Here is a 24,412-nt window from a genome sequence, read left to right as displayed (position 1 = left end):
GCCCCTAGTTCTTCAGCAATTCGCCAGAGATGATGAGTTTGCGAACCTCCTGGGTGCCTGCGCCGACCTCAAGCACGCGACCGGTCCGGTATAGCCGGTTCACTTCTGTATCACGCATGTAACCCGAGCCGCCGTGAATCTGGACAGCTTTGTCCAGCACGAAGGATGTCGCCTCAGCGGCCTTGTAGATCGCCGCAGCGGTGAGCTTGTGTATTTCGCCGCGCCCGCCTTCGCCCTCTTCGAGGCCTTCACACATGGCAGCGGTGCGCAAGGACAGGCTCCGCGCGGCCTCGATCTGCGTATACATGTCGGCCAGCATCGCCTGAACCATCTGAAAACTGGCGATCGGTTTGCCGAATTGCTGGCGTGTCTTGGCGTAATCGATGGAAATATCCAGCGCCCGCTGCGCAATGCCCAGAGCGTTGAAACAGACGATGGCACGTTCCAGATCAAGTCCGGACATGGTAACGGCAACCCCGCCATCCAGCTTGCCGACCATGTTTCTGGCCGGAACACGGCAATCTTCGAATACCAGTTCGCCCGTCGGCGAGCCCCGGAATCCCATCTTGTTCAGCTTCTGCGCCACCTTGAAACCGGGCGTGTCGGTTTCCACGATAAAGGCGGAAATGCCCTTGGCCCCTTTTTCGGGCGATGTCTTGGCATAGACCAGCACCAGATCGGCAATCGGCCCATTGGTGATGTAGATCTTGGCGCCGTTCAGGATGTAGTCGTCGCCATCCTTTTTGGCCGTGGTCCGCATCGAGCCAAGCGCATCAGACCCCGCGCCGGGTTCGGTCAGACCCAGGGCACCCACCAGCGTGCCGTCGCACAGACCTGGCAGGTATTTTCGGCGCAACTCGTCATTGGCGTTGCGATAGATATTATTGACGCAGAGGTTGTCGTGCGCCACATGGGTCAGTCCGATGGCCGCCGAGGCGCGCGACATTTCCTCGGTGATGATACAGGCCGAGGTAAAATCGAGCCCGGCACCGCCGAATTCCGTCGGCACGTTCAGTCCCAGGTAGCCCATTTCGCCCAGCTTGGGGAAAACCGAAGACGGCAGGTCATCAGTATCGTCCATTTCCGCATTCAGATGGTGGAATTCGGACATGAAGAACTTGCCGGCCTGATCGGCCAGGGCCTGCTGTTCGTCCGTCATGAAATGTGTTGGCAGAGCGGTGTCGTTGCGCAGTTGCTTGTTCATTGTCTCGTCCCCCTCAGGCGCGCAAAAGTTCTTCGGCAATGATGATCTTGCGGACTTCGCTTGTTCCCGCGCCGATCTCCAACAATTTGTTGGCGCGGAACAGCCGGTTGATCTCGGTGTCCTGCATGTAGCCAGAGCCACCATGAATATGACAGGCTTCGGTCACCGCCTTGTTGAATGCCTCGCCTGCGTAAAGACAGGCCGCCGCGGTCAGTTTGTGGATTTCGCCACGGCCCCCGGCCCCTTTTGGTAGGCCCGTACAGGCGGCCAGTGCCCGATAACCGAATGCGCGCGCGGTTTCGACCTCGGTGTAGATCTCGGCCAGTTTCGACTGCATCATCTGGAAACTTGCAATCGGTTTGCCGAATTGTTCGCGAATCTTGGCGTATTCCAGCCCTAGTTCCAGGGCGCGTTCGGCCATGCCAACGCAGACTGAGGCAACCATAGCACGCTCCAGATCCAACCCGCTCATTACCACCGAAACGCCGGTGTTTTCCGGTCCAACCATGGCGGATGCGGGTACGCGGCAATCCTCAAACACCAGTTCTCCGGTTGGCGAGCCGCGAAAGCCCATCTTGTCAAGCTTTTGCGCCACCTTGAAACCGGGATTGTCCGTCTCGATGATGAAAGCAGAAATGCCCTTGGCGCCCTTCGACTTGTCGGTTTTGGCATAAAGCAGGATCACATCGGCAATGGGGCCGTTGGTGATGTAAATCTTCGAGCCGTTGATGACATAATCATCACCGTCGCGGCGGGCAGTTGTGGCCATGGATCCGAGCGCATCGGATCCCGCACCCGGTTCGGTCAGGCCCAAAGCACCAACCAGCTCGCCCGAGCAAAGGCCCGGCACGTATTTCTTCACATGCTCTTCGGATCCATTGCGCAGCAGGTTATTCAGGCACAGGTTGTCATGCGCCCCGTGTGAGAGGCCCACAGCCGGATTCCACTTCGAAATCACCTCGGACACCAGCGCCTGGGTGAACTCGTTCTGTCCCGATCCGCCAAGCTCTTCGGGTGCGGTAATCCCCAGCAGGCCCAGCTCGCCCATCTGCTTGAACAGATCATCGGGCCACCATTCCTCGTCATCCATACGCGCTTGCAGTGGGTGTAGCACCTCGCGCGACACCCGATCCACGTGATCGACGATCTGCCGTTGCTCATCAGTCAAAGAATAGTTCGCCCTGATGGCTTCCAGATCAGCCGAGATGGCCTCACTTTGAGTGGTCATATCATCCTCCCGAAAAATGTCGTCCGCCGTGTTGACCAAAATCAAACATATGTTAGAAAATAGATCAAGCCAAGCTTTTGACGACCTGACGTAAGAAAGCGCGGTGTCCTGCAATACAGAGGGGGGGGGAGCTTCGGAAATGACTGAGAGCGTTGTTCAATCGCAGGCGCTCGGCAAAGAAGTGCGTATCACGATTCGACGTCCTGACAATCGAAATGCCCTCAACCGTGAGGTCGCAGACGGGATCATGGCCGCCATATGTGCTGCCGAGAGGGACAGCGATTGCCGCGTGATCGTTCTGACCGGCGAGGGCGAGCGCGCCTTCTGTGCCGGGGGCGACATCAAGGCGGGGGCGGATGGCGGCCCGTTTGTTCAGGATCCGGCGGACCCGGATCATTTTGCCGGAAGGTTGTTCGAGACGATACAGGCGTGCCGAAAGCCAACGATCGCGCGCATCAATGGCGTCGCTATGGGGGCAGGAGCGGGCATCATCTGTGCCTGCGATCTGGCTGTGATGGCGGATCATGCTCGCATCGGAACGCCGGAAGTGAAGGTGGGTCTGTTTCCCATGACGATCGTGCCACCCATGATGCGCGTGCTGCCCCGGCGGAGGCTGATGGAGATGTTCATCACCGGCGTTCCTCTGACGGCCGAGGAAGCCCTGCAGTTCAATCTGGTCAACTATGTGACCGATGCCGCGGGGCTGGACGACAAGGTTGCAGAACTGGTTGCCCAGATCGCCGCGCAGTCGCCGAGCGCGATCCGGCTGGGAAAATACGCCTGTCACGCGATGGAGGACATGACCTATCCGCAGCAGATGCGGTTTGCAGAAACACTGTTACCGCGTGTGGCGCAGACCGAAGACGCGCGCGAAGGCTTTGATGCCTTTATTGAGAAGCGCAAACCCGAATGGACGGGCCGCTGATCAAACGGGGAGGAGAGGAATATGTCGGAACGAAAGCTGCGCATCGGATGCGCGTCGGGTTTCTGGGGCGATACGCCGGAAGCGATCGGTCAACTGGTCTCAAAGGGCGAGATCGACTATCTGGTGTTTGACTATCTGGCAGAGGTGACAATGTCGCTGATGGCGCGGGCCCGCGCCAAAGCGCCCGAGTCGGGCTATGCGCCGGACTTCGTCAAGGCGCTGGCACCCTGGTTGTCGGATATCAAGGCAAAAGGGATCAAGGTCGTTGCCAATGCAGGGGGCGTGAACCCGCGTGGCTGCAGCGATGCGCTTGCCAAAGCCGCCGCCCAGGCCGGGATCGATCTGTCCGTCGGAGTCGTGCTAGGCGATGACCTGTTGCCCAGGGCCGATGAAATTCGCAAAAACGGTCAGACGGAAATGTTCTCGGGTGTCGCATTTCCAGATGATATCTGGAGCATGAATGCCTATCTGGGTGCCCGCCCCATCGCTGCCGCGCTGGATGCCGGGGCCGACATCGTGATCACCGGACGCTGCGCCGACAGCGCGGTCGCGCTTGGTCCCCTGATGCATGAATACGGTTGGGGCGACGATGACTGGGACAAGCTCAGCCAGGGATCGCTGGCCGGCCACCTGATCGAATGCGGCCCCCAGGGAACCGGCGGCAACTTCACCGACTGGCAGGACGTGCCGGGTTGGGACAATATGGGCATGCCCATCGTCGAGGTGTCCGAAGACGGCAGTTTCATCATGACCAAGACGCCTGACACCGGCGGGCTGGTCGTGCCCGGGTCAGTCGGAGAGCAGATGCTCTATGAAATCGGGGACCCGCGCGCCTACCTGTTGCCCGACGTGATCTGCGACTGGTCCGGGGTCACCCTGGAACAGGTCGGACCCGACCGGGTGCTGGTCAAGGGCGGCAGGGGGCTTGGGCGCACCGACAGCTACAAGGTGTCGGCGACCCATGCCGATGGCTGGCGCGCGGTCTCTACCCTGACACTGGCCGCGATTGACGCACCCGCCAAGGCCGAACGTGTGGCCGAGGCGATCCTGACCCGCTGTCGCCGGATTTTCCGCGACCGCAACATGGGAGATTTCCGGCAGGTCAGCGTCGAGGTGCTGGGGGCCGAGGCGGCCTACGGCGCAAATGCGCGCGCCCGGACCCGCGAGGTGGTGCTCAAGATCGGCGCGGTCCATGACGATCGCGCCGCGCTGAACATCTTTGCCGGCGAAATCGCACCGATGGCGATTTCGACCGCGCAGGGTCTGACCGGGTTCTTCGCCGGACGGCCAAAGGTGCAGCCGGTGGTCCGTCTATTTTCCTTCCTTCAGAGCAAGGCCGAAACCCCCGTCGCGGTCGAGGTCGACGGCAAGGATGTGCCCGTGAGCGTGGCCACTACGCCAGTCCACCTTGATCCGCCTGCCGCACCGCCCGCAGATAGCCGCGAGCCCGGTCCGGACGTTGTCAAGGTCCGCCTCGTCGATTTGGCCTGGGGCCGCTCGGGCGACAAGGGGGACATCGCCAATATCGGCATCCTCGCGCGCAAGCCGGACTACCTACCATATATCCGCTCGGCTCTCAGCGAAGAGGTGGTGAAGGACTATTTCGCCCATGTCTGCGACGGCAGGGTAGAACGGTTCGACTTGCCTGGAAGCCATTCGCTGAATTTCCTGTTGCATGAATCGCTTGGCGGTGGCGGCATCGCCTCGGTCCGCATAGACCCGCAGGGCAAAGGGTTCGCGCAGATGCTGCTTGATATCGAAATTCCCGTGCCAGCCGATCTGGCCGCACGTGACGGACTGAATGCCGCGGCCCGGAACTAAGAGGACGACACCATGACCATTTCGAAACTCCTGGTCGCCAATCGGGGCGAGATCGCGGCGCGCGTGTTGCGCACCGCTAAGGCCCGCGGGCTTGCGACTGCCGTGTTGCGTCATGTCGCCGAGCAAGAGGGGCCGGCGCATCTGATCGCAGATGAGGTCGTGATGATCGACGGCCCGACGCCCGTGGCCGCCTATCTCGATATTCCTCAGATCGTCGAAGCCGCCAAAGGGATCGGCGCGGACGCGGTTCATCCCGGCTATGGCTTTCTGTCAGAGAATGCCGGTTTTGTCGCGGCGCTGGAAAAAGCCGGAGTGACCTTTGTCGGCCCGACGTCCGAGGTCATCGACCTGATGGGGGACAAGGTCCGCGCCCGCGCCTTCGTCGAGGAACGCGGGTTTCCCGTCGCCCCCTCGGCCATCGAGGATGATGATCCGGCGAGCTTTGTCGAACGCGCCCGCGCCGTTGGCTATCCGCTGCTCATCAAGCCCTCGGCCGGCGGTGGCGGCAAGGGCATGCGCGTCGTACGCGAGGACAGCACGCTGGAGACCGAAATCGAAACCGCGCGCCGCGAAGGCGAACGATATTTCGGCGACGGGCGGCTTTTCGTCGAACGCTATATCGAACGCCCGCGCCATATCGAGGTGCAGGTGATGGGCGACGGACAGGGCAACGTGGTCCATTTCTGGGAACGTGAATGTTCGATCCAGCGCCGGTTCCAGAAGATTATCGAGGAAACGCCGTCACCGGCGCTGACCCCCGAGCAACGGGATGAGATCTGCGAGACCGCTGCCGGAATTGCCCGCGCCGTCAAATACCGCGGGGCAGGGACTGTCGAATTCATCTATGCACAGGATGGGGCCTTTTATTTCCTGGAAATGAACACCCGCCTTCAGGTCGAACATCCGGTGACCGAGATGGTAACCGGCTTTGATCTGGTTGCCGAGCAGCTGCGTGTCGCGGCGGGCGACGGGCTGAGCGCCGTGCAGGCGGATATTCCCCAAACCGGACACTCGATCGAACTGCGCATCTGTGCCGAGGATGCGACCGCCGATTTTCGCCCCGCGATCGGCAATATCCTGCTGCTGGACGAACCCCAGGGCGAGGGGATCCGCGTAGACAGCGGCATTCTGGATGGCGGCAAGGTAACGACCGACTTCGACCCGATGTTGTCCAAGCTGATCGTGCATGGCCCGGATCGCGCGCAGGCCATCGCCCGTGCCCGGAGCGCGGTGCAAAGCTATGTGATTCTCGGGGTAACGACCAACACCGGTTACCTGGATGCAATCCTTGCACATCCGGATTTCGCCTCTGGTGACGTTTCAACTGGCTTCCTGGCTGAACAATCCGAAACGCTAACCGCGCCGGGCGAAGATGTCTCTGACTTGCTGATAGCGGCGGCGGCCCTATCGGACGAGCGCCTGGTGAGTGACGTAATGCAGATACCGGAAATGTACCGCAAGATGGGTGGGTGGAGAAACTGATGCAACGGATTTTTCAGATCGACGGAGAAGAGACTGATTGCTGGCTGGGTCATGATGGCAGCCGGTTCGTGCTCAACACCCCCACTGGCGCTGTTGCCTGCCAATTGGATCCGACGGGTCTGCCGGGCGGTTACAAGCTGCGGGCCAAGGGTGTTGTGCGCGAATTGCGACTGGCCGTGGGGCCGGAAGCAACTTTTGTGCACATGGACGGGCGAACCTACGAAGTCGGGCGGGTTGATCCCGCCGAACGCCTGGCCGGAAGCGACGGTGGCGCGAGCGACGACCGATTGGTGGCGCCCATGCCGGGTGTCGTGGTGTCAGTTGCGGTTAAACCCGGCGATGCGGTTGAAGAAGGCCAGCCACTTCTGGTGATCGAAAGCATGAAGTTGGAAACCACACTGACGGCGCCGCGCGACGGGGTCGTTGCCGAAATGCCATTCGCCGAAGGCGACAGTTTTGGTCTGAAAGACATCCTGGCCCAATTGGCTCCGGAGGAGGAGTGACCATGCGCAGAATTGAAAGTCAGATCGACACCAATGCCGCCGACTACAAGGCAAATTTCGCCGCCATGTCTGAACGGCTGAAGGAATTCCACGCTCGCCAGCACGCGGCGCGTTTCGAACGTCCGCAACGCGATATCGACCGCCTCGCCCGCCAGAACAAACTGGGCGTGCGCGAGCGGTTGAAACTGCTGCTGGACCCCGGCACTCCGTTTTTGGAATTTTCAACCCTGGCGGCCTGTCGTGAATATGACGGGGTGGTGCCCGGCGCAGGCGTGGTTACGGGGATCGGCATCGTGCAAGGCCGCGAGGTCGCCATTCATGCCAATGATGCCAGCGTCAAGGGCGGTGCCTGGTATCCGCATACCGTGAAAAAGGTCGTGCGTCTTCTGGATGTCGCGCTGGAAAACCGTCTGCCGGTCATCCATATCTGCGACAGCGCGGGCGGTTTCCTGCCGCTGCAGCACGGGGTGTTTCCCGACCGGTATCTGGGCGGGCGGGTGTTCCGCAACCAGGTCAAGCTGAGCCAGGCCAATATCCCGCAGATTGCCGTGGTCGGCGGACACTGCACGGCTGGCGGTGCCTATGTGCCGACGCTGAGCGACTACAACATCATCATCGAAGGCACAGGCGCGATTTTCCTTGGCGGTCCCCCGCTGGTCAAGGCGGCTACCGGCGAAGAGGTCGGTGTTCAGGAGCTTGGCGGCGCGGTCATGCACACCTCGGTATCGGGCACCGGCGACTATCGCGCCGCGACCGAACAACACGCCTTTTCACTGGCGCGCGAGATTGTCAGCCAATGGATGCGCACCCCGAAAACGATCATCGAAACCGCCGCTTTTGAAGAGCCATACTACGACCCCAAGGAGCTTTATGGGATCATCCCCAAGGACCGGAAAACCCAGTTTGATATGCGCGAGGTTCTGGCGCGGATCGTCGATGGCTCGCGCTTTCACGAATACCAGCCCGACTATGGCACCACGATGGTTTGCGGCTTTGCCCATATCTGGGGTTACAAGGTCGGCATCCTTGCCAACAACGGGGTGCTGTTCAACGACAGTTCGCTCAAGGCAGCGCATTTCATGCAGTTGTGCAACCAGAACCGCACGCCTCTGGTCTTTTTCCAGAACATCACCGGCTATATGGTGGGCCGCGAATACGAAGAACGAGGCATCGCCAAGGATGGCGCCAAGATGCTGATGGCGCAGGGCGGCTCGGTCGTGCCGAAGTTTACCGTGATCGCCAATGCGTCTTACGGGGCCGGCAACTACGGGATGTGCGGACGGGCCTGGGACGCGCGCACGCTGTTCATGTGGCCCCAGGCCGAGATCGGCGTGATGGGGGCGGATCAGGCCGCAAATACCATGGCGGACGTCAAGATTCGGCAGCTTCAGCGCGAAGGCAAAGAGCTGACCGAAGAAGAAATCGCCGCGATCCGCGAACCGGTGCTGGAAAAATACAAGCGCGATGTCGAGGCTTATACCTCGACCTCGGAATTGTGGGACGACGGCATCCTCGATCCGGCGGACACACGCAACGCGCTTGGCATGTCGATTTCTGCCTCGCTCAATGCACCGATCGACGATCCGCACTACGGGATCTTCCGTCTGTAAAGGCTTGAGGGACGGCACACCGGGTCGGGGAGTGCCGTTCCGCGTCAAGGCGCTTCCATCTGGTGCTTTCGGAATCTGAAGTAGTCCTGACCGGTCCGGTTCCCGGACCGGTCAGGACGATGTCCGCCGCGCCTCCTGAATGGAGACGACGTCAGAGGCCGCCATGCCGGGCCGGTTTGCCTCGACCGCCTTCAGCGGCTCGACCGGCGTCAATCCGGCCAGACAGTCGCGCGCAAGTTGCTGGTATTCCGCGGTGCCGCGCGTTTTCCACGCGATTTCTTTCTCGCTGACCTCGCGGATCACCTTTGCCGGCGATCCCACCACCATCGAACGCGGCGGAATCACGGTTTCGCCACGCACAAACGCCTGCGCGCCGACAATCGATTCCGCCCCAAGCTCTACACCATCCATAATGACGGAATTCATTCCGACCAGAGCGTTCCGGCCCACTGTGCAACCGTGCAGGATCGCGCCATGGCCGATGTGGCCGTCGCTTTCCACCACGGCGTCGCGGCCGGGAAAGGAATGGATGATGCAATTGTCCTGAACATTGGCTCCATCCCCGATCACGATCCTGCCGAAATCGCCCCGCAAGCTTGCTCCGGGGCCGATGTAGCATCCATGACCCAAGATGACATTTCCGATCAGAACGGCCTGGGGGTGGACATATGTATCCTCGGGCACGACGGGTATAAAACCCTTGAACTCATAACAGTATGCCATTCCGACCACCTTTCGTAAGCTGAGTGCTAAACGCTTGTCAGCGGTTGCGCCGGGACCAGAATCCCTCAATTGTGCCGCCGATCAGGGCGTGTGGCCCGAAAACAAACACAAGTTAGAAAATAGCGCAAGCTCCCTACGTCACAGCTTGGCGATATTGACACTTCCCAAGGTTGGGATTTAAAATCTAACAAATGGTAGAAAATAGGCTGGCGGACCGATTAGGGTGGCCTGACCGAACTTGGGAGAGAGAGAAATGACAGACAAAGCCTATGTTGCAGGCGTTGGGATGGTCCCGTTCCAGAAGCCGGGAAAATCCGAAAGCTACGATGTGATGGCGACCGCTGCGACCCGGTCCGCTCTGGCAGACGCGGGGTTGGATTATGATAAAGTCCAACAGGCCTATGTTGGCTATGTCTATGGCGACAGCACCTGCGGTCAGCGCGCCCTGTACCATGTCGGAATGACAGGCATCCCGGTTCTGAATGTGAACAACAACTGCTCGACCGGATCGTCCGCCCTGTTCCTGGCCAGGCAGGCAGTTGAAAGCGGCGCGGTCGAATGTGCTCTGGCACTTGGGTTCGAACAGATGCAGCCCGGCGCAATCGGTGCGATGTTCCATGACCGGGTCAGCCCGTTTGCGGCATTCGACAGTGAAACCGACGATCTGGTTGGCCGTTCCGAAATCCCGCTGGCACTGCGGTACTTTGGCGGTGCGGGCAAGGCGCATATGGACGAGTTCGGCACACCCGTCGAGACCTTCGCCAAGATCCGCGCCAAGGCCAGCCGACATGCTGCGAAGAATCCGGTTGCCCTGTTCCGGCAGGAGGTGACGGCGGAAGATGTCATGGCCGCCCAGGTCGTCTGGCCCGGCGTCATGACCAAGCTCATGGCCTGTCCGCCAACCTGTGGCGCGGCGGCGGCGATCATTTGTTCCAAGGAATTCGCCGACAAGCACGGATTGGACAGTTCCGTTCGGATCGCGGCGCAGGCCATGACAACAGACGGACCGGAAACTTTCGAAGCCCATGACATGCGCGAAGTGGTCGGCTTTTCGATGGCCAAGCGCGCCGCCGATCAGGTTTACGAGGACGCGGGCATCGGGCCCGAGGACGTGGATGTGGTCGAACTGCACGACTGTTTCGCCCACAACGAGCTTATCACCTATGAGGCGCTTGGCCTTTGCGGTCGCGGCGAAGCGGCGAAATTCGTTGATGATGGCGACAACACCTACGGCGGAAAATACGTGACCAACCCGTCGGGCGGTCTTTTGTCCAAAGGCCATCCGCTTGGGGCGACCGGCCTAGCGCAATGTACCGAGCTCGTTCAGCAGCTTCGCGGCCAGGCAGATGCGCGCCAGGTTGATGGCGCACGTCTGGCGCTTCAGCACAATCTGGGCCTCGGCGGGGCCTGCGTCACCACGCTTTATGAAAAAGCCTGATAGCGCCTTTCGGGAGGAATCAATATGACTGGAAAACTCGACGGGCGCGTGGCGCTGGTCTCGGGCTCGGGCCGGGGCATTGGCCGCGAAATCGCTCTCAAACTGGCCTCGGAAGGGGCCCGGCTGGTGATCAACGATCTGGATGCGGATCCGGCCAATGAAACCGCCGAGGCGGTGCGCGCAATGGGAGCTGAGGCCGTGGTCTGTGCCGGCAGCGTCACCGAAGACGGTTTTGCCGAACGGTTCATCAAGACCGGCGTGGACAGCTTTGGCGGGTTAGACATCATCGTGAACAACGCAGGCTACACTTGGGATAGCGTCGTTCAGAAGATGTCCGACGAACAGTGGCAGGCGATCATCGACGTCCACCTGACGGCACCTTTCAAGATCCTGCGCGCTGCCCAGCCGGTGATCAGCGCCAAGGCCAAGGAAGAGGCCGCCGCCGGGCAAGAGGTGTTCCGCAAGGTGGTCAACATCTCGTCCATCGCAGGGACCGGCGGCAATGCTGGCCAGATCAACTATTCCGCCGCAAAGGCCGGTATCCTAGGGGTCACCCGGACGATGGCCAAGGAATGGGGCCGCTATAAGGTCAACGTCAACGCCGTCGCCTTCGGCCCGATTCGCACCCGCTTGACCGAAGGCAGCGCGGATGGCGACAGCACGATCAAGGTCGAAGAAAAAGAGATCAAGGTCGGCGTGAATCCCGATCTCCTGTCCCAGATGGAGCGCATGATCCCGCTGGGCCGGGTCGGCACTCCGGAAGAAGCTGCCGGTGCCGTCTATCTGTTCTGTGCGCCGGAATCGAACTTCATTTCAGGCCAGCACGTCATCTGCGGTGGCGGTTTCGTGATCTAAGGCATTTGCCCGGACCCGATGACGGGGTCCGGGCAAGCACATTAATGTCTGGGCGGCCTCTTGGCGGTCGCCAATGCGGAATTTTCCGCAAACTCTAGTCTGGCACGATCACGACGATTTACTCATTTGCGTTATTAACCTAACAGGCGTTAGTTAGGCGTTGGGGCGATACGAAAGTATATGGCACAAAACACGGCAATCAAAATCAACGAGACATCGCGCAGCGCGGTTGGACGGGATGGGGTGCTGGACATTGCCGCGCGGCTTTTCCGCGAACAAGGCTACGGGTCCGTTTCGCTCCGAAAAATTGCCGAGGCCGCCGGGATCAAGGCGGGTAGCATATATTATCATTTCGGTTCCAAGGACGAGATCGTCGCGGCCGTTCTTGATGCAGGGATTCGAGTCGTTCACGAGAGCATGAGAGACGCCGTCACCGACCTGCGGGCCGATGCCGACGGCGAAACGGTACTGCGCGCCGCGATCCGGGCGCATCTGCGCGCGCTTATTGATGTGAGCGATTATACATCGGCGAATGTGCGTATTTTCGGGCAGGTGCCGCAATCCGTCCGGGATGCCAACTTGCCCACGCGCAGGGCCTATGAGGCAGAGTGGGACAGTCTTCTGTCCCAGCTTAAGAAAGATGGCACGCTGAAGCAAGACGTCGATATCCGTCGCCTGCGCCTGATGCTGATCGGTACATTGAACGCCACGCTCGATTGGTTCGACCCGGACCGCGGTAGCGCCGATGCGTTGTCACGCACCTATGCCGATGTGTTCCTCAACGGGATACTCCAAAGACAGGATACCTGACTTCATGGCACGTCTTGAAACAGCGGTGCTGACCGCATCAGAGACCTACACCCGCAACCACGCCGCACAAAGCGAGCGCGTCGAAACGCTGCGTGCGCGGATCGCCGAAGCAACGGCTGGCGGCCGCCCCGATATGGTCGCGCGGCATCGCAAGCGCGGCAAGCTGTTGGTCCGCGAACGGATCGACCTGCTGGTGGATCCGGGCACTGCGTTTCTTGAGCTGTCGTCGCTTGCCGCCTACGGTCAATACGGGGGCGAGGTGCCCGGTGCGGGGATCGTGACCGGTATCGGGATCGTCCACGGGCTGCCCTGCGTTGTGATCGCCAACGATGCGACAGTGAAGGGTGGGTCTTTCTATCACGAAACCGTGCAGAAACACATCCGCGCCCAGGAAATCGCAGCCGAGAACCGGCTGCCCTGCCTCTATCTGGTGGATTGCGGCGGTGCCTATCTGCCAGAGCAGGACCGGGTTTTCCCCGATGCCCGCCATTTCGGCAATTCCTTTTATCGTCAAACCAACATGTCCGCGAGCGGCCTGCCGCAGATCTCGGCGGTCTTTGGAGGCTGCACGGCCGGTGGGGCCTATATCCCGGCCCTGTCGGACGAAGTCATCATGGTACGCGGCAACGCACGCATCCATCTGGGCGGCCCCTCGATCGTCAAGGTGGCGATCAACGAAGAGGTTGATGGAGAAACATTGGGGGGGGCCGAGATGCATTCGCGCGTCTCCGGTGTGTCTGACCATCTGGCCGAGGACGAGTATCATGCGCTTGCTCTGATGCGCGACATCGTATCCGAACTGGGCCTGTCGCGCCCGATGGGTCCCGATGCAACCTGCGCGCCGCCGGCGCGCAACCCAGAGGAACTGCTTGGCGTCATCAGCGCCGATCGCAAACAGCCCTATGACATGCGCGAGGTTCTGCTGCGCATGATCGACGCCGGCGAATTCCGCGAATTCAAGCCCGGATGGGGTGAGACGCTGGTCTGCGGCACCGCGCGGATTCACGGCTATCGAGTGGGCATTCTCGCAAATAATGGGGCGCTTGTGTCCGACAGTTCGCTCAAGGGCGCGCAATTCGTGTCGATGTGCGATCAACGCAACATCCCGCTTTTGTTCCTCCACAACATCTCGGGCTTCATGGTCGGCACCGAAGCCGAGCGCGGCGGCATTGCCAAAGACAGCGCCAAGCTGGTCTATGCCATGTCGGTTGCCAAGGTGCCGCGCCTGTCGGTCCTCTTGGGCGGCTCATACGGGGCAGGCAACTACGGCATGTGCGGACGTGGTTTCGCCCCGAATTTTCTCTTTGCCTGGCCCACGGCGGAACTGGCCACCATGTCTGCCGACATCGCCACAAATGTGATGCTGGAACTGCGCCGCCAGAAAGGGGGCGACCCGGGCAAGATGGAGGCCGACATGAAGCTGATCGAGGAGCAGGTTCGGGCCCAGTACGGTGAACAGTCCGATCCCTATTATGCCACCTCGCGGCTTTGGGATGACGGGCTGATCGAACCCGCGCAAACCCGCGATATCCTTGGCCTGTGTCTGGCCATCGTGACATCGGTGCCCGAAGCCGGTCGCCATACGCCTGTATTCAGAATGTGAGGCTTCAAGTTGACCAATACCTACAACACGATCCTTATCGAAACCGATGCGCGTGGCGTCGCCACGCTGACGCTCAACCGCCCCGACAAACACAATGCGCTGAATGGCGAATTGATCGCAGAGCTATACGATGCCGCCGAAAAGCTGGCTGCAGATGACGATGTGCGTATTGTGGTCCTGACCGGCGCGGGCAAGAGCTTCTGCGCGGGCGGCGATTTCAACTGGTTCGCCTCTAATGTCGAGAAAACCCGTAGTGAAAGGGTCGCACAAAGCGCCACGCTGGCGCGGCTGTTGCGCCGTCTTGACACGCTGCCCAAACCCTTGATCGGGAGGATCAACGGCCCGGCTTACGGTGGCGGTGTCGGCATGATCTCCGTCTGCGACTACACCATCGGCGCCGAAGGCGCGCGCTTCGGTCTGACCGAGGTAAAACTGGGCCTTCTGCCCGCGAATATATCGCCTTATGTGGTGGCCCGCATCGGCAAGGTGCATTCGCGTGAAACCATGCTGTCGGGGGCGTTGTTCGACACGGCCCGCGCCGAGCGGATCGGTCTGTTGACCGAGGTTGTCGCGCCGGGCGACCTGGACGCCACGGTGAACCGGGTGGTGCATGATCACCTTCAGGCCGCGCCGGGTGCCGTGGCCGATACCAAGGCGCTGATCGCCTATGTCGCGTCCCACGATCTGGAGACCAACATGATCTACACCGCCGACCGGCTGGCCGATGCGTGGGAGACTGAGGAAGGTATCGAAGGCATCAACAGTTTCATCAACAAGGGCGTTCCGTCATGGCGGGTGAAATGAGCTTCACCCGCGTTCTGATCGCCAACCGGGGCGAGATTGCCCGGCGCATCCAGCGCGGGTGCCGCAAACTGGGGCTGGAAAACGTAGCGGTGTTTTCGGACGCGGACCGCGACGCGCCCTTCGTGGCCGAGGCCGATCATGCCGTCTGCATCGGTGGGGCCGCCCCGTCGGACAGTTATTTGAACGTCGAGGCCATCCTTGAGGCCGCGCGGGCGACGGGCGCGTGTGCGGTGCACCCGGGCTATGGTTTTCTGTCTGAGAATGCCGGTTTCGCGGCGGCGGTCGAGGCGGCGGGCCTTGTGTTCATCGGGCCGGAACCCGACGCTATCGCGCGGATGGGCTCCAAGATCGAGGCCAAGGCTGCCGCCGAAGCCGCAGGCGTGCCCGTCCTGCCCGGCTATCGAGGCGAGGATCAGTCCGACGCGCGCCTGCTGCAAGAGGCCGAGGCGCTAGGCACCCCCTTTCTGGTCAAGGCCAGCGCCGGCGGCGGCGGACGCGGGATGCGGCTGGTCTCCGATCCGGGCGACGCACCCGAAGCGATTGCATCTGCCCGGGCCGAAGCGCAGAGCGCCTTCGACGATCCGGCGGTGTTCCTCGAACGCTATGCACCCCGTGCCCGCCACGTCGAAGTGCAGGTTCTGGGCGACACTCACGGCACCGTGCTGCATCTGGGCGACCGCGATTGTTCGCTGCAACGCAACCACCAAAAGCTGATCGAAGAAGCCCCCGCCGCCGATCTTCCCGAGGCTGTGCGCGACCGCATGCGTGCGGCAGCGGTGCGGTTGGCGCAGGCGATCGGCTATCGCTCCGCCGGGACGGTGGAATACCTCTATGACCCCGGGCGCGGTGAATACTACTTTCTGGAAATGAATACCCGGTTGCAGGTGGAACACCCCGTGACCGAGGCGATCACCGGCATCGATCTGGTCGAATGGCAGTTGCGCATCGCGCGGGGCGAGCCGCTGGCGCTGACGCAAGGCGATGTGCAGTTTGACGGGCACGCCATTGAAATCCGCATCGCCGCCGAAAACCCGGCCGAGAATTTCCGCCCCGAAACGGGCGAGATCAGCCTTTGGGCTCCGCCCGCCGGCGTGCGGCTCGATACCGGGGTCGAGGCAGGCTCGGTCGTCAGCCACCATTACGATTCGATGATTGCCAAGCTGATCGTCCACGCGCCGGATCGGGCCGGTGCGATCCGCCGGGCGGTTGTCGCAATGGATGCCTTTGCAGTCGGTGGCGTCGGTCTGAACCTGGCCTATCAGCGCGCGTTGCTGACACACCCGGATTTTGAGGCGTTCCGGCACCATACCTCAGGCCTGCCCGAGATGTTTCCAGGCGGCTGGACTGAACCGTCCGCTGATCCCCGGGACATGGCCCTTGCCGCGATGGCGCTGCATCTGCATCTCGCCCCGGCGGGCGCGTCGCCCTGGGAAAGCCTGGGGTCATGGCGGCTCACGGCCCCTGCGGGGTGGCCCGGTGCAACATCCTATTGGGAGACGACCAAAGACGACCCGATCCGCGTAAACGGCTCCGGGTCGGTGTTGACAGCCGTACAACTGGACGGCCAGACCATCGCGGTCGAGAGTGCCGCCTTAACAGGATGCCGTCTGAGCGGACGCATCGACGGGGTTCCGTTTTCGCGCACCGCCTATGTCTCGCGCGCGCCGGGTCACTGGCGGGTGCACCTGCAAACCCCTGCCGGAATGACCGCGACAGACCTGCGCACGCTGGAAGACCAGCATCTGCAACGTGCCACCGGCGGGTCTGGCGTCGCTGACCTGTTGTCCGCACCCATGCCCGGCGCCGTTGCCGAGGTGCGTGTCGCACGCGGCGACCGCGTTAAAGCCGGTGACACGCTTGTGGTGCTTGAGGCCATGAAGCTGTTGCAAAGCCTGCCCGCGCCGGTCGCGGGCGTAGTGACGGAAATCTATTGTGCACCGGGCGACACGGTTGCCGGGCACGCCCCACTTATCAAACTCGATCCAGAGGAAAACACATGACCAGACAAGACAACATCACCGCGGCCTCCGGCCCGTTCAACGAAGACCTCAACTTGATCCGCGACCAGCTGCGCCGGTTCATCGAAACCGAGGTGACCGCCAAGGCCGAGCCCTGGGAGGAGGAGGGCATGGTGCCCCGCGACGTGCTGCGCCGGATGGGTGATCTCGGCGTTCTGGGGATGCGCTATGACGAACAGTATGGCGGCGCGGGGCTGGACGTGATGTCCAGCGTGGTTTTGGCCGAAGAGGTCGGGCGATCCACCTTCGGCGGATTCTCGGCCACGGTTCTGGTCCACACCGACATGGCCTCGCCGCATCTGGAAAACGCCGGCACGCCCGAACAGAAGGCGCGGTGGATGCCGTCGATCACCTCTGGCGAAATGATCACCGCCGTCGCCGTGACCGAGCCGGGCGCGGGCTCGGACGTGGCCGGCATGCGCACCCGCGCGGTGCGGGACGGGTCGGATTGGGTGCTGAACGGCACCAAGATGTTCATCACCAACGGCGTGCATGGCGATCTCTACTTTGTCGGCGCCAAGACCGATCCCGATGCCAAGGGGTCGCGCGGGATCACCATGTTTGCGGTCGAAAAAGGCACGCCGGGCTTTTCGGTCGGACGGGCGTTGAACAAGACCGGCTGGCTGTGCTCGGACACTGCCGAACTGATCTTCGAAGATGTCCGCATCCCGGCCGAAAACGTTCTGGGCGAGGTCAACCGCGGCTTCTATTCGGTGATGAAGAACTTCCAGAACGAACGCATCGTCCTGGGTGCGATGGCCTGTGCCGAAGCGCAAACCGCGCTGGACATGACCGTGGATTACGTCAAGCAGCGCAGGGCCTTTGGCGGCGTTCTGTGGGACAAGCAGGCCGTGCGCCAACGGCTGGCCGACTGTCAGACGCGGATCGCGGCAGGACGTCAGCTGGTCTATCACGCCGCCGGTCTGGATGCCGCGGGCGGTGACTGCGTGAAAGAGGTCTCAATGGTCAAAGCCTATTGCGGCGAACTGGTGAACAGCGTGCTTTATGACTGCGTCCAGTTTCACGGCGGCATGGGTTATATGCGCGAAACACCGGTGGAACGCATGTCACGCGATGCCCGTGTGCAGGCCATCGGCGGCGGGGCGAGCGAAGTCATGTTGGAAGAAGTCGCCAAGCGCATGTGAGCTTACTATCCCAAAAATAACAATCTTCAGAAACAAGGACGAAAAAGATGAATCTGGAAACCACTCAAAGCCAATCAGTCGCAAGACTGACCCGAGAAATCTCGATAATACTCGTCGGCACAATTCTTTTGGCACTATCCGCCAAAATCGTGGTGCCGTTCTACCCCGTACCTATGTCTACACAGACCCTGGTTGTCTTGGGTCTGGGCCTTTTCCTGGGGCCGGTGCGCAGTAGTCTTGTTGTTGTGACATACCTTTTTGAAGGTCTGCTTGGCCTGCCGGTCTTCGCAGGCACGCCTCCGGCTCCGGCCGGACTGGCGTATATTGCGGGTCCCACAGGCGGATACCTGATAGGCTTCGCACTTGCAGCGGCGGCTGCCGGTTGGGTTGTTCAAGCACTGCAAGGACTTTGGCCTTCATTCAGAGCATCTGTCGCGGTCTTTTTGGGCTCGATACTCATGTATTGCGCAGGGCTGTTCTGGTTGGGTGGCTTTGTCGGCTATGGCGAAAAGTTGCTGAACGCCGGTCTTTACCCGTTCCTTCTCGGGGATCTGACGAAGGCGACAATTGCTGTAGTTCTGTATACTGCTTACCATAATCGCCGCGCTGTGTGACTGCCAGCCCAAGACTGTATCAGACTGTTTCAGTCTCATACGGTCTTGGTCCAATATAAGTTGAAATGGTCCGATGCCGGATTTGACAGGCACCGGACGCCAGCCTGAGGTTTCCGGCGCCATGCGAGAGCAATGCGCAAAACTGTGCGAACCAAATTGTTCGCAATCAATACCTGGTCGCACACAATGAAAAGAAGCAGCATGTTTTTCTCAGAGCCGGAGCCTTGCCGCGCGAAGGGAGTCGAATTGGCCCCTGGAATTCTGAGGATCGTCGCGAACAATCCCGGAAAGATGACCTACCACGGGACAAATAGCTACATCATTGATACGCCTGATGGTCGGTTCATAATCGACCCCGGCCCAGCAGAAGACAGTACACATTTCGAGGCAATCATCAAAAATTTGGGGGCCAAACCATCCGGGATTCTGCTCACACACCACCATTCTGATCATTTTGGAGTCGTCCCAGCCCTGCGAGCACGGACAGACGCACCTGTTTATGCCTCACGGGCATTCCCTGACGATGCATTTCGACCTGACCGGTTTCTGGAGGACGGACAGGTCATTGCCGGTCTTACCGTCCTGCACACACCTGGTCACGCGAGCGACCACCTTTGTTTCGCGAGACCTGACGGAGTGCTCTTCACGGGCGACCACGTTATGAGTTGGAACAGTTCGATCGTCAGCCCCCCTGACGGAAACATGCACGACTACTGCGCGCAGCTACAGCGGCTGATTGAGCGCGACGATAGGATCTACTTTCCGGGGCACGGACCTATACTCCGGGATCCGCAACCTTACGTCAAACGGTTGCTTTCCAACCGCATGCGTCGCGAGGCGGAGATCCTCGCCCACCTCTCAAACACCCCGGATTCGGTCCAGAATATCGCCGCTTCCGTCTACCAGAAAACCGACCCACATATCGCAATGGCCGCAGAACGAAACGTTGCGGCGCATCTGGAGAAGCTGTTGTCTGAGTCGCGGGTGGTACAAGATGGCGAGGCCTGGAAATTAACATAAACTTCATTATGCGCCGTTATACTTAGTGTTGCGATAGTATATTTTCGTATGTATGCTGAAGCCTGTCACAGAGGGCCCTCAGTATGCACCATCTATTCAAGAAGCTCCTCCCCTCGGTCGCAGTTGCCTTAACCGTGACAGGCCTTTCGCTGCCGATGCCCGTCCGCGCGCAGACATACCCGATCGATTGCGCGATCCTCTTGTGCTTGTCTGGCGGCTGGCCTGCTTCCGTACCATGCGCCAGGGCTCGAGCCGAATTCATCCGACGCATTACCCCTTGGCCGGTGGAACCGCCGCTTCAAATCTGGCGCTGTCCCATGGGTGCGTCCTTTGAGACCGTTCCGGCAGCAAACAGTGCAGACCGCATCTTTGATGCGTTCTTCCAGAACAACAGCACTGGACCGCGACAATCATTTCCAGCGCGCAATACCGCTGATCCAACTATGGCTGCTGGACGCATTCCAGAAGCACCTAGTGACTTCGTTCCTGCCGACCAGGCCCTCCGGCTCATTCAAGATCGCGCGGACATCGATATCAGCGGACCTGAGTTCAATTTCGTACGTTCCATCCGCGTCTTTGATGTCCGGTATGCGCGGCAACACGAATCCGGTCGTGATGGTGACTGCAATCGTAGCGCCACCGTGGTCCTCGGCACATATGGGACGCAAGGTGACTTCGCCTGGCAGAGGTCTTCCATAACCGCCCTACCCTCCGCCCATATCGGCCTCGAACGCTGGGGCCAGAATTGCCCCAGCATCTATCACCGTTCTGTCTTCGTCGACTGGCGTGACTATGAAGGGAACTACGGCTTTGAGCAGGTGAACTACTAGCGCCGACAAAGACAGCGTTGGCATTCATTCGTGTCGGCCCAAGTGCTCGGAGCTACTCAATCACCGGTCGTTCGCTGCTGTCGATGTCAAGGTCAGCTGAGCGGGACACAGCCGCCTTTTGCCCGTGTCGCCAATGCTTGCGCAGAAAGTCTTCGCCCTTGCAGCGCGAAAAATTCGGCGATGCAGAAGATTTCACCGAACCGGGCATTCACCCGTACTGATCTCACTGGATTTCAAACCGCTGTTTCTCTGCGTCTGATCACAAGCACCGAGGCGCGTACCTTGCTGCCGTTGGCCCGTACAGCTCTCGCTCATGCAGAAACCGATTGCACATGCAACACGTCTTCCGCCGCTGCCACATTGATGCATTGCGGTGTTCACGTTTGACTAAACCCACCAGCAGAATAGATTTTTTCACGACCCCATCGGGAAGCGCCGGGAACCCAATATGCTGGGCATCGGCAAATCCGCCCGATCTGCGCGAGATCTTGGAACTTAGAAGGCAACGTGAACGTTGATATCGCAGCGGGTGTGCTTAACCGAATGTGCGACTGCTGAGCGCCACGGGGATTTCTGCGGGCCCATAGCTGAGTTTGGCAAACTAACGTTCGCATAATTTGGGGCGATTTTGAACATGCAGCCGCTGTTCATTGTCACCCTCGAGACGGGTGTCCTGGCCACGGTTCACGGCAGAAAAACACTAAGCTTGACTCGTTGGAGCAATTTACACTATTGTTCGCATAATTGGAAATCAAAACCGCATAGTAGAATTTAGGGAGGAGACCTAATGAAACCCCTGCTAGCTTCCACCGCTACTGCACTCTGCTTGGCAGCCGCGACAATCGCGAGTGCCGAAACCACGCTGATTCTGGGAGAGGCCGGTCCGAATCGGGGCGCCCGGGCCGCAGCATTGCAGTCCTTTGCCGACGACGTAACGGCCCGTACCAACGGCGAAGTCAATATTGACATTCAATGGGGGGGCGCGCTGTTTAAGGCCAATGCGGCTGCACAATCCATTGCTGACGGGGTGGCTGACCTCGGCACAGTGATCGCAGTGTATTTCCCGCAGGAAATGCTGAGCTACAGCTTCGCCGACCTGCCTATGCGCAATGAGGATGCCTGGGTCGGAATGCGCGCGACGGACGAGTTGATGAGGACATCTGACGCGATCGCGGCCAGCCTGGCAGACCAGAACCTGGTATACATCGGCACCTTCACAACCTCGGCTGTGAATATCGCGTGCAAGGACGTGGCAATTCGCACGGTCGAGGATATCTCGGGCCTGAAGATCCGTGGTGTCGGTGCCTATGGCGACACTTTCCGGGACTTTGGTGCAAACATGGTCGCAATGCCGATCTACGATGCCTATCAGGGTCTCGATACCGGGTTGCTGGACTGCTCGCAGGGCTACTCCTACGCGGTAACCGCGCTGAAACAGCAGGAGGTCATGACCAGCTATACCCTGCTCAACTGGGGGCAGGTTGGCGCCTTGGGCATTTTCATGAACAAGGACGCCCATGATGCGCTCGACGCTGAGACGCAATCCGCGCTGTCCGAGGCCGGCATTGCGATGGCCGACAAGCTGGGTGAACTGATCACCGCGGCCAATGATGCCGCGGTCCAGACCATGCAGGAGGCCGGTATCGAGGTCATCGACCTGCCCGCGGAAGAGCGCGACAAGCTTGTGCAGAAAGGCCAGCAATATGTCGATGAATGGGTCGAGCGCGCCAATGCAGCAGGTCTCGACGGGGTTTCGCTGTTGGAGCAATACCGTGCCTTGCTAGAAAAATATGCCGGTGAGCGTGACAGCCAGGGCTATCCCTGGGCGCGCAACTGATATCGGTCGCATGTCTGCCCGCGGCGCAAGACCGGCGCCGCGGTACTTCAATGTCCCCAATCTCAACGGAGTTGACCGATGTTGCGTCGCATCGAAAGGCTGCTGCTCGACCTGGCCGTATTTGCCGTAATCGGCCTGGGTGTGTTGATCACGGCAAGCGTGCTTCTGCGGGCCGCATTCAATTCCGGTATCCCCGACACTATCGTGATCGTGCGCGAGTTGATGGTCGTCGCCATCGTCCTTCCCCTGGCCGTGGCGACCCTGGACCGGGCGCATATCGTGGTCGAGTTTCTCAGCAACAAAATGCCAACCCGTGTGCAAGACTGGCTGATCGTTGGGGGTAGCATATTCGGGCTTTTCGCCCTGTCACCCCTGATCTTTGCTGGCTGGCGCGAGACCGTCCACACCATTGAGAGCGGTGCTTTTTTCTTCGGTCAGCTCAACCTGCCAAAATGGCCAGGCCGGGTGATCTTTCTGATCGGAATTTCATTCTGTTGGCTTCGGCTGCTGCTGATGGTGATCGGCGACATCCGCACGATCCGCAGCGGCGGCAGCGTGATCAAACCGACACATGAACATGAGGAGAGCGTCTGATGGACGGCACCTTAATCGGCATCGTCGCCTTCGCATCAGTCATCAGTTTGCTTGCGGTACGGGTGCCCATTGCATTTGCGCTTGCCGGTGTCGCCACGGTGGGAACCTTTGTGGTCTTTGCGTTTCGCACTGGTGCCTTTGCACCGGAACGGGCGCTAAAGCCTACGACCTCGCTGGTGTTCTCCAACTCTTTCGACCTGATTCATTCTTACGATCTGTCGATGATCCCGTTGTTCATCGCACTTGGTCACATCGCCTATCGGGCTGAGATTACGACGAAAATCTATCATGCCGCCCGGGTCTGGCTGGCGAGCGTGCCGGGCGGTGTCGCGATGGCCTCGGTTGTGGGTTGCGGCGGGTTCTCTGCCATCACCGGGTCCTCCATCGCTTGTGCATCGACCATGGGCCGCATCTGCTCGCCGGAGATGCTGCGCATGGGCTACGACAAGCGGCTTGCGACCGCCAGCGTCGCGGCGGGCGGGACACTTGGGTCCCTCATTCCGCCCTCCGTCCTATTCATCATCTACGGTATCTTCACCGAAACCTCGATCAGCGCGCTGTTCCTGGCGGGCATCCTGCCCGGGATCATCTCACTGCTTGGTTTCGTTCTGGTCATCTTTGTCTGGGTTCGCCGGACACCCGAAGCCGCGCCAAGGTTCGAAGGCCAGATCACGATGCGGGATCGCGGCCGGGCCGCGTTCGAATCCTGGCCGGCCATCAGCCTGTTCGTGATTATTGTCGGCGGCATCTACGGTGGTTTCTTCACAGCAACCGAAGCAGCTGCGATCTGTGTATCGGCCGCTGTCGCCATTGGCTTTGCACAAGGCAAGCTTGATCTGAGCGGGTTGATCGACTCTTTGCGTGAGACCTGCATCCAGACGGCCAGCATTTTCCTGATCGCCGCCGCTGCCAAGATCTTTGTGGCCTTTGTTGCCCTGACCGGTGTTGCGCCCGCCATCGTCAGTGCCGTGACAGAGGCACAGCTTTCTGCCGTCCTGCTGCTGGGGGCCATCGCGGTGATCTATCTGGTGCTTGGAATGTTCCTTGATCCGATCGGCATCATGGTGCTGACCCTGCCGCTGATGATCCCGCTGGTGGAAACCTACGGGTTCGATTTGATCTGGTTCGGCGTGGTTGTCATCAAGCTGCTTGAGATCGGGCTGATCACACCACCGGTTGGGCTGAATGTATTTGTCATTGCCAACGTTGTGGGCAAAGAAGTGTCGATCGACAAGATCTTCTCGGGCATCCTGCGGTTTTTGACGGTTGACGTGATTGTTCTGATCCTGATCATGGCGTTTCCAATCATTTCGCTGCTGATCCCGAATTCGATGTGATTAGGGGCCCC

21 protein-coding genes are annotated in these 24,412 nt (G+C 60.4%); 18 read left to right on the top strand and 3 right to left on the bottom strand.

Annotation, left to right across the window (positions count from 1 at the left end):
• Positions 1–4 precede the first annotated feature (4 nt).
• Complete coding sequence (locus I3253_RS13940) at positions 5–1,204, bottom strand: acyl-CoA dehydrogenase family protein (protein WP_152467138.1); 1,200 nt, start codon at positions 1,202–1,204, stop codon at positions 5–7.
• A 13-nt stretch (positions 1,205–1,217) separates the two neighbouring features.
• Positions 1,218–2,432 carry an acyl-CoA dehydrogenase family protein gene (locus tag I3253_RS13935; protein ID WP_152467198.1) on the bottom strand — a complete coding sequence of 405 codons (1,215 nt, stop codon included), beginning with the start codon at positions 2,430–2,432 and terminating at the stop codon, positions 1,218–1,220.
• Between the two features lie 139 nt (positions 2,433–2,571).
• Here I3253_RS13935 and I3253_RS13930 point away from each other — a divergent pair, with 139 nt between their 5' ends.
• The 5 genes from I3253_RS13930 to I3253_RS13910 are packed head-to-tail and all read left to right on the top strand — an operon-like array spanning position 2,572 to position 8,773.
• Positions 2,572–3,357 (top strand): enoyl-CoA hydratase-related protein, encoded by a 786-nt coding sequence (locus I3253_RS13930; protein WP_043753629.1) that lies wholly within the window; start codon positions 2,572–2,574, stop codon positions 3,355–3,357.
• 21 nt (positions 3,358–3,378) lie between these two features.
• The gene (locus I3253_RS13925) at positions 3,379–5,178 is read left to right on the top strand and encodes an acyclic terpene utilization AtuA family protein (protein WP_152467139.1); all 1,800 of its coding nucleotides are present in this window, start codon (positions 3,379–3,381) and stop codon (positions 5,176–5,178) included.
• A 12-nt stretch (positions 5,179–5,190) separates the two neighbouring features.
• Positions 5,191–6,660, top strand: coding sequence for an acetyl-CoA carboxylase biotin carboxylase subunit (locus I3253_RS13920; RefSeq protein WP_136340206.1), 1,470 nt, complete (start codon positions 5,191–5,193; stop codon positions 6,658–6,660).
• Complete coding sequence (locus tag I3253_RS13915) at positions 6,660–7,163, top strand: acetyl-CoA carboxylase biotin carboxyl carrier protein subunit (protein WP_232237131.1); 504 nt, start codon at positions 6,660–6,662, stop codon at positions 7,161–7,163. The genes I3253_RS13920 and I3253_RS13915 overlap by 1 nt, the downstream gene beginning before the upstream one ends.
• Positions 7,164–7,165: 2 nt before the next feature.
• The gene (locus I3253_RS13910; protein ID WP_043753618.1) at positions 7,166–8,773 is read left to right on the top strand and encodes an acyl-CoA carboxylase subunit beta; all 1,608 of its coding nucleotides are present in this window, start codon (positions 7,166–7,168) and stop codon (positions 8,771–8,773) included.
• Between the two features lie 111 nt (positions 8,774–8,884).
• Here I3253_RS13910 and I3253_RS13905 read toward each other — a convergent pair whose 3' ends face one another.
• Positions 8,885–9,496: an acyltransferase gene (locus tag I3253_RS13905; RefSeq protein ID WP_043753615.1), complete on the bottom strand. Its 612-nt coding sequence runs from the start codon at positions 9,494–9,496 to the stop codon at positions 8,885–8,887.
• Positions 9,497–9,749: 253 nt separating this feature from the next.
• Here I3253_RS13905 and I3253_RS13900 point away from each other — a divergent pair, with 253 nt between their 5' ends.
• The 13 genes from I3253_RS13900 (at position 9,750) to I3253_RS13840 (ending at position 24,401) form a co-directional block, all read left to right on the top strand.
• Positions 9,750–10,934, top strand: coding sequence for a lipid-transfer protein (locus I3253_RS13900; RefSeq protein ID WP_152467141.1), 1,185 nt, complete (start codon positions 9,750–9,752; stop codon positions 10,932–10,934).
• Positions 10,935–10,958: 24 nt separating this feature from the next.
• Positions 10,959–11,789 carry an SDR family NAD(P)-dependent oxidoreductase gene (locus tag I3253_RS13895; protein ID WP_027264429.1) on the top strand — a complete coding sequence of 277 codons (831 nt, stop codon included), beginning with the start codon at positions 10,959–10,961 and terminating at the stop codon, positions 11,787–11,789.
• A gap of 243 nt (positions 11,790–12,032) precedes the next feature.
• Positions 12,033–12,599: a TetR/AcrR family transcriptional regulator gene (locus tag I3253_RS13890; RefSeq protein ID WP_332255714.1), complete on the top strand. Its 567-nt coding sequence runs from the start codon at positions 12,033–12,035 to the stop codon at positions 12,597–12,599.
• A gap of 4 nt (positions 12,600–12,603) precedes the next feature.
• The gene (locus tag I3253_RS13885; RefSeq protein ID WP_043753606.1) at positions 12,604–14,202 is read left to right on the top strand and encodes an acyl-CoA carboxylase subunit beta; all 1,599 of its coding nucleotides are present in this window, start codon (positions 12,604–12,606) and stop codon (positions 14,200–14,202) included.
• A 9-nt stretch (positions 14,203–14,211) separates the two neighbouring features.
• Positions 14,212–15,006, top strand: coding sequence for a crotonase/enoyl-CoA hydratase family protein (locus tag I3253_RS13880; RefSeq protein WP_028288551.1), 795 nt, complete (start codon positions 14,212–14,214; stop codon positions 15,004–15,006).
• Positions 15,003–17,006 (top strand): ATP-binding protein, encoded by a 2,004-nt coding sequence (locus I3253_RS13875; RefSeq protein ID WP_232272165.1) that lies wholly within the window; start codon positions 15,003–15,005, stop codon positions 17,004–17,006. Before I3253_RS13880 ends, I3253_RS13875 begins: the two co-directional genes overlap by 4 nt.
• Positions 17,003–18,169: an acyl-CoA dehydrogenase family protein gene (locus tag I3253_RS13870; protein ID WP_152467144.1), complete on the top strand. Its 1,167-nt coding sequence runs from the start codon at positions 17,003–17,005 to the stop codon at positions 18,167–18,169. The genes I3253_RS13875 and I3253_RS13870 overlap by 4 nt, the downstream gene beginning before the upstream one ends.
• Positions 18,170–18,216: 47 nt before the next feature.
• A complete protein-coding gene (locus tag I3253_RS13865; protein ID WP_136340106.1) occupies positions 18,217–18,783 on the top strand; it encodes a biotin transporter BioY in 567 nt (188 codons plus the stop codon).
• Between the two features lie 201 nt (positions 18,784–18,984).
• Positions 18,985–19,803, top strand: a complete 819-nt coding sequence (locus I3253_RS13860) for an MBL fold metallo-hydrolase (protein WP_136340210.1) — start codon at positions 18,985–18,987, stop codon at positions 19,801–19,803.
• An 83-nt stretch (positions 19,804–19,886) separates the two neighbouring features.
• A complete protein-coding gene (locus I3253_RS13855; protein ID WP_232272164.1) occupies positions 19,887–20,633 on the top strand; it encodes a hypothetical protein in 747 nt (248 codons plus the stop codon).
• 787 nt (positions 20,634–21,420) lie between these two features.
• The gene (locus I3253_RS13850; RefSeq protein ID WP_055296280.1) at positions 21,421–22,470 is read left to right on the top strand and encodes a C4-dicarboxylate TRAP transporter substrate-binding protein; all 1,050 of its coding nucleotides are present in this window, start codon (positions 21,421–21,423) and stop codon (positions 22,468–22,470) included.
• Positions 22,471–22,548: 78 nt separating this feature from the next.
• Positions 22,549–23,064 (top strand): TRAP transporter small permease, encoded by a 516-nt coding sequence (locus I3253_RS13845; RefSeq protein ID WP_197918521.1) that lies wholly within the window; start codon positions 22,549–22,551, stop codon positions 23,062–23,064.
• Positions 23,064–24,401, top strand: a complete 1,338-nt coding sequence (locus tag I3253_RS13840) for a TRAP transporter large permease (RefSeq protein ID WP_197918520.1) — start codon at positions 23,064–23,066, stop codon at positions 24,399–24,401. The genes I3253_RS13845 and I3253_RS13840 overlap by 1 nt, the downstream gene beginning before the upstream one ends.
• Positions 24,402–24,412 lie beyond the last annotated feature (11 nt).

It is taken from the genome of Thiosulfatihalobacter marinus (genome assembly GCF_016019955.1).
Lineage (GTDB): Bacteria > Pseudomonadota > Alphaproteobacteria > Rhodobacterales > Rhodobacteraceae > Shimia > Shimia marinus_A.
Note: the sequence above shows the minus strand (reverse complement) of the source record. Positions and strands in the feature narration are given on the sequence as shown.